This window comes from Anoxybacillus sp. TBDG-1, from assembly GCF_054815885.1.
The window spans coordinates 84522-90521 of the sequence record NZ_JBTZSY010000004.1 but is presented as its reverse complement, the minus strand read 5'-3'; the positions used below and the strand labels follow the sequence as shown (position 1 = coordinate 90521).

General features: G+C 37.8%; 7 protein-coding genes. 5 read left to right on the top strand and 2 right to left on the bottom strand.

Going from position 1 to position 6000, the window contains the following annotated elements:
• The first annotated feature begins 60 nt into the window (after nucleotides 1-60).
• Nucleotides 61-720, top strand: a complete 660-nt coding sequence (gene phoU, locus ACYQY7_RS02635) for a phosphate signaling complex protein PhoU (protein ID WP_461200590.1) — start codon at nucleotides 61-63, stop codon at nucleotides 718-720.
• A gap of 29 nt (nucleotides 721-749) precedes the next feature.
• Here the strand turns inward: phoU and ACYQY7_RS02630 are convergent, their stop codons facing one another.
• Nucleotides 750-1166, bottom strand: coding sequence for an endolytic transglycosylase MltG (locus ACYQY7_RS02630; protein WP_461200588.1), 417 nt, complete (start codon nucleotides 1164-1166; stop codon nucleotides 750-752).
• Nucleotides 1163-1480, bottom strand: a complete 318-nt coding sequence (locus ACYQY7_RS02625; RefSeq protein ID WP_461200587.1) for a hypothetical protein — start codon at nucleotides 1478-1480, stop codon at nucleotides 1163-1165. The genes ACYQY7_RS02630 and ACYQY7_RS02625 overlap by 4 nt, the downstream gene beginning before the upstream one ends.
• A 143-nt stretch (nucleotides 1481-1623) precedes the next feature.
• Between ACYQY7_RS02625 and ACYQY7_RS02620 the strand changes: the two genes are divergently transcribed.
• The 4 genes from ACYQY7_RS02620 to ACYQY7_RS02605 all read left to right on the top strand — a co-directional run bounded on the left by ACYQY7_RS02620 (nucleotide 1624) and on the right by ACYQY7_RS02605 (nucleotide 5979).
• Nucleotides 1624-4014, top strand: a complete 2391-nt coding sequence (locus ACYQY7_RS02620; protein WP_461200586.1) for a sugar phosphate nucleotidyltransferase — start codon at nucleotides 1624-1626, stop codon at nucleotides 4012-4014.
• An 80-nt stretch (nucleotides 4015-4094) separates the two neighbouring features.
• A complete protein-coding gene (gene rpmG / locus ACYQY7_RS02615; RefSeq protein WP_183246254.1) occupies nucleotides 4095-4244 on the top strand; it encodes a 50S ribosomal protein L33 in 150 nt (49 codons plus the stop codon).
• Nucleotides 4245-4298: 54 nt separating this feature from the next.
• Nucleotides 4299-4868, top strand: coding sequence for a 5-formyltetrahydrofolate cyclo-ligase (locus ACYQY7_RS02610; protein WP_461200585.1), 570 nt, complete (start codon nucleotides 4299-4301; stop codon nucleotides 4866-4868).
• Between the two features lie 160 nt (nucleotides 4869-5028).
• Nucleotides 5029-5979 carry an L-lactate dehydrogenase gene (locus ACYQY7_RS02605; RefSeq protein WP_461200584.1) on the top strand — a complete coding sequence of 317 codons (951 nt, stop codon included), beginning with the start codon at nucleotides 5029-5031 and terminating at the stop codon, nucleotides 5977-5979.
• The last annotated feature ends 21 nt before the right edge of the window (nucleotides 5980-6000 follow it).

The window sequence follows — 6000 nt, the reverse complement described above, 5'->3', positions numbered from 1 at the left end:
TTTATAAATAATGAATAGATTATTTATAAAGTTTTGTAAGTTTTCTGTAACGGAGTAAATATGTCTGTACGTGAAAAATTTGATTACGACTTACAAACGTTGCGCGATCAATTATTACAGCTTGGAAGTTTGGCGGAAATTGCCTTAACTCAGTCATTTGAAGCGTTAAAAACAAAAAATAACGATTTAGCATTACAAGTGCTTGAGAACGATACAAAAATTGATTTGCTAGATGAAGAAATTAACGATTTTGCGATTTTACTAATTGCGAAACAACAGCCGGTTGCAATCGATTTGCGCCGAATTATTGTCGCCATTAAAATTGCAACGGACGTTGAGCGAATGGCGGACTTTGCAGTCAATATTGCAAAATCAGCGATTCGAATCGGGGAACAGTCGTTTGTTATATCATTAAATAAATTAGAAAAAATGCATGATATTGCGGTAAATATGCTTTCGTTAACGTTAAAAGCTTATTACGAAGAGGATGTTGTCGCCGCTAAAAAAGTAGCCGATATGGATGATGAAGTCGATCGCTTGTACGGTGAAACCATTCGGGAGTTGCTAGAGCGTACTAAAGCACATCCAGATGCGATGTCGCAAATTACTCAGCTCTCGTTTACAGCACGTTACATTGAGCGCATTGCAGACCATGCGACAAACATTGCTGAAAACGTGTTTTATTTAGTGAAGGGAAAACATTACGATCTAAACGATTAAAACAAAAGGATGTCCGACGTTGGACATCCTTATTTTGTTATGTTTCGTGCGATTTGTTCATATGACATGTCGCTTGTGACAACGTACGTCCCTGGGCGCAGTGCGCGCGTTAAGTGATGTGTATGAAGGTACGTTAAAAATGATTGAGCATTATCAATAATATGGGCTTGCTCAAGCCGGCTAGCAATGTCCTGACTTGCTTCACCTTTAGCGATTGTCAACGTATAAATGTACGTTTCTTTTGGAGGTGGAGTTGCTTTTTTTGTTTCTTTTTTTAATTTTTCTAGTTTTTCAGCTAGCTCATCTCGTTCAGTAATGAGCTGTTCATATTGTTTCTGGCTGATGGCATCGTTTTGTCGCTGTTTATCTGTTGCATAATGAACGATAGCCAGTATCGTTGTAGCGAACAACATCCCAGCCGCAAATGCACGTGTTGTTCTTTTCATCGTTCATTCCTCGCGATCATCATATTCACTTCATCTAATGGCATGTTAAGCTTATGAGAAATTTGCTCTTTTGTCCATCCTTGTTTATATAAGTACCATATTTGCTCTTCATTTGAAAACGACTCTATTCCGACAAGCAATTCTTCTTCAAGCGCTTTGACTCGCTTTTTTATTTCATATAATTGTTGCATCGTCGATAATGTTAACTGCTCTACTTGTTCCTCTATTTCTTTTACGCGATCTTTTTGGAAGAAAGAAATTATCAACAGTATGATAGCAAAAGAAACGAGCCAAATAAATGTATATTCGATCATGTTTTTCACCCCATTTTATTATACATAGGAATGTAGCTATCATGCATCATTTTCATGTAAAATCGACAAATTTCGTATATTGTCCACATGTTGTTGTCATGATATGATGAAAAAAAGCGTGCTTTCACTGGGGGGGATGTATTGTGAAAGCGGTTATTATGGCAGGGGGAAGAGGAACGCGGTTACGTCCGTTAACTTGCCATGTTCCGAAGCCAATCGTACCACTTATGAATAAGCCTGTAATGGAGTATAGTATTGAATGGTTAAAACAATATGGAATTACAAATATTGCTGTAACTGTTCAATATTTAAGTGATGAAATTATGGAATATTTTGGGGATGGGCGTCGGTTTGGTGTGCATCTTCACTATTTTGAAGAGACGACACCACTTGGAACGGCAGGAAGTGTAAAACATGCCCAGTCATTTTTAGACGATACGTTTGTTGTCATTAGTGCAGATACATTGACCACAATTCATTTACAGCAAGCAATAGACTTTCATTTCTCCAAACAAGCATTAGTTACCGTTCTTATGCACCACGAAGCGACTCCTCTTTCATACGGTGGAATGGTTACAGATCAACATGGAAAAATCATTCATTTCGTCGAAAAACCAAAGTGGAATGAAGTGTGTAGTGATTTTGTAAATACAGGCATTTATATTTGTCATCCAGCCATTTTTGATTATATGCCAAAACATCCACCTTACGATTTTAGTCAACATATTTTTCCATACCTCATTCAGCACGGACACCCGATATACGGATGGCAAGCAGATGGATATTGGTCTGATATTGGTGTCATTGAACAATATCATCAAACACATATCGATTTACTGAATCAACGTTTCGTTCCTTCTCACTATAAAGAAATTGCCCCTGCTGTATGGGTTGGTAAAGGGGTTAAGATTGCGCAAGGGGTTAAATTAGAAGGACCGATTATGATCGGAGATGATGCCCGCATTGATGAACATGCGACCGTTGGACCTTACACAGTTATCGGACCACGTTCAGTTATTCGTAAGCATGCTTCGTTAAAGCGATCAATTGTTTGGAAGGATGTGTATATTGATCAGTATAGTGAATTGCGCGGGGCGATCGTTGCCAACGATGTGTATATCGGTAAAAAAAATGAAATATTTGATTATGCAGTGATAGGAACAAAATGTAAATTGGAAAATAAAGTGAAAGTGCAACACGCAGCTAAAATTTGGCCAAATAAAACAATTACGGAAAAAACAAAAGTGAAAGATTCGGTCGTATGGGGGGAGCAACATGCAAAAGCATTGTTTAGTGAACAAGGAATGAAAATGCATGCATACATTGATGCTCATCCGCTGTTTATAACAAAGCTTGCTTCAGCATATAGTAGCCTATATGAAAAAGAAAGTCGCATATTAATCGGCTTTGACGATCATCCGTTTTCTAAGGCGATGGGGATGATGTTTGCTCAATGTTTGCACATGTATGGGATGCACACAAATATATATGAAGGTGGGTATTTACCTGCTTTTCGCTATATTATCCCTCATAAACAGTATCATGGTGGTGTATTTATTAAGATGCTCGAACATGATGAAGTGATTATTGATATACATGATGAATATGGCTATCCAATTGAGCGAGAGACGGAACGAGCTATTGAGCAACAAATGAAACATGAACACGCTTGCTATATGCCGATGACACAAATCGGTCAGCCGATGGAACAAAAAGAAAGTGATGAATGGTATGTTGGGGCATTACTTCAATTGATTCCTCCTTCTTTATTAGGGCGATGGAAAGTAGTAGTTTGTAGTTCACCTTTATTACGTGAAATCATTGAACGTACACTTCGGTCGTTTGCTATTCAAGTCATTTGGACAGAAAATCGTGATGACGAACATATTCGGGAGCAAATAAAGCATGAACAAGCGCAGTTTGCGATTGTGCTTGACCATTCGGGGGAACGGTTTCGTATTTTTGACGGACAAGGAACGGTATTGACAAATGAAGAAGTTATTTCGTTGTATGTGTTAGTGTCCCTTTTGTTTAGCGAAAAGAAAAAAGTAGCTGTTCCTACTTGGGCTCCGTCTGTGTTGCATACGTTAGCCGAGCGTTTACATGGCGATATTGTTTATGTAAAAGATACGAGACGAGAGTTTTTATTTGCACATCATCATGAGTCGTTTCATTTTTACTTTGATGGTCTGTATGCATGTGTGCAACTGTTGCATTTGTTGTCTATTGAACGTTGTTCGCTTCGTACCATTGTATCGTCCATTCCAACAATTCATTTATCTTGCCGTGATGTTTATTGCCCGTGGCATGAGCGGGCAGCTGTTATGCGTAAATTGTTAGAAGAATCGTATGACAAGCATGTCGATTTTACAGATGGTATGAAAGTGTATCATGAAGACGGAGCATGGACACTCATTTTACCAAAAGTAGATGAACCGACATTGACTATTTATTCTCAAGCAACAAATGCCCAAAAAGCAAAGGAATATACGAAATACTATATAAAGAAAATTCGGCAATATCAAAACGTATAAAATTCATATGGAAATTGTTTAAGAAAAATGATATGATGGAAAGGTGTGATTATAATACTTTTGTTTGGAGGGAAAGAACAATGCGTGTAAATATTACGTTAGCATGCACAGAATGCGGCGAACGCAACTATATTTCAACAAAAAATAAACGCAATAACACAGAGCGCCTTGAATTGAAAAAATATTGCCCACGTGACAAAAAAGCAACAGTTCATCGTGAAACAAAGTAAGCAGTAGGAACTTTTTTCCTGCTGCTTATTTTTTTATGAAGAGGGGGAAGGATAATGGATAAGAAACAATTGCGCCAACAAATGAAACAACTCATCTTACATATGCCAACAGAAGAACGAAAGAAAAAAGAAAACGTGATTCACGATATATTATTTCAACAACATTGTTGGCAAAAGGCACATGTAATCGGTATTACGATGTCACGACAAATTGAAGTGGATACGATCGCTATTATTGAACGAGCTTGGCAAGAAGGAAAAAGAGTTGCAATTCCGAGGTGCGACGTAGCAGCAAAACAAATGACGTTTCGAGAAATTCGTTCTTTTCAACAAATAGAGCGCACGTTTTTTGGTTTATACGAACCGATTGTGAAAGAAACGAAAGAAGTACAAAAACATGAGATGGAATTGTTGATTGTACCTGGACTCGCTTTTGATCGCCATGGTTATCGTCTCGGCTACGGCGGGGGATATTATGACCGTTATTTAGGCGATTTTCCAAACGATACAATTTCTCTGGCATATGATTGTCAAATCGTTTCTACGTTGCCGATCGCACAACACGACATTCCTGTTCAAATGATCTTCACAAATGAAGGAATTATCGTTTGTGAAAGCGAATAGCAAAACAGTATAAGTGTGTTCATGTCATACAGGTGAAAAAATTAACAAAATGTTAATAATTTATGCCCCATAAACTTTGTGAAACAGTGTACAATGTAAGTGTGAAACAGATAAACAATGCACATATTGTAAAATGATATAAATGAAAGGTGGAAGAAAGATGTCAAATAAAGTGAATCGCGTTGTTTTAGTTGGGACAGGTTTTGTCGGTTCGAGTTATGCATTTGCTCTTTTAAATCAAGGGGTGACAGAAGAGCTCGTTCTTATTGATATTAACAAAGAAAAATCAGAAGGGGATGCGATGGACTTAAATCATGGCATGCCGTTTGCACCATCTCCAACGAAAATTTGGTTTGGCAATTATGAAGACTGCAAAGATGCGGACATTGTTGTATTAACAGCTGGTGCCAATCAAAAACCAGGGGAAACACGATTAGATTTAGTGGAGAAAAATACAAAAATTTTCAAAAATATTATTGACCAAGTGATGGCAAGCGGATTTAATGGTATTTTTCTCGTCGCAACAAACCCGGTTGATATTTTAACATATGCAACATGGAAGTTTTCAGGATTACCGAAAGAGCGCGTCATCGGTTCAGGAACAATTTTAGATACAGCGCGCTTCCGATACTTATTAGGTGAATATTTCGATGTTGATACACGTAACGTACATGCGTATATCATCGGGGAACATGGCGACACAGAGTTGCCGGTTTGGAGTCATGCATTTATCGGTTGCCGTCCAATTGCCGATATGATGAAAGAAAAGCCACAATATAAACAAGAAGATTTAGATAACATTTTTGTGAATGTACGTGATGCAGCGTATCAAATTATTGAACGAAAAGGTGCAACGTATTATGGCATTGCTATGGGACTTGTTCGTTTAACGAAAGCAATTTTACAAAATGAAAACAGCGTTCTTACTGTCTCAGCTTATTTAGAAGGTCAATATGGTCAAAACGATATGTACATTGGCGTGCCAGCGATTGTAAATCGCAACGGTATTCGTGAAGTTGTTGAATTACAATTGAGCGAAGAAGAAAAAGAAAAATTTATCCACTCTGCAACTGTATTAAAAGATGTGATGAAACGCGTCGGTTTGCAATAGGTTGTCTCATAACGAGGCAAC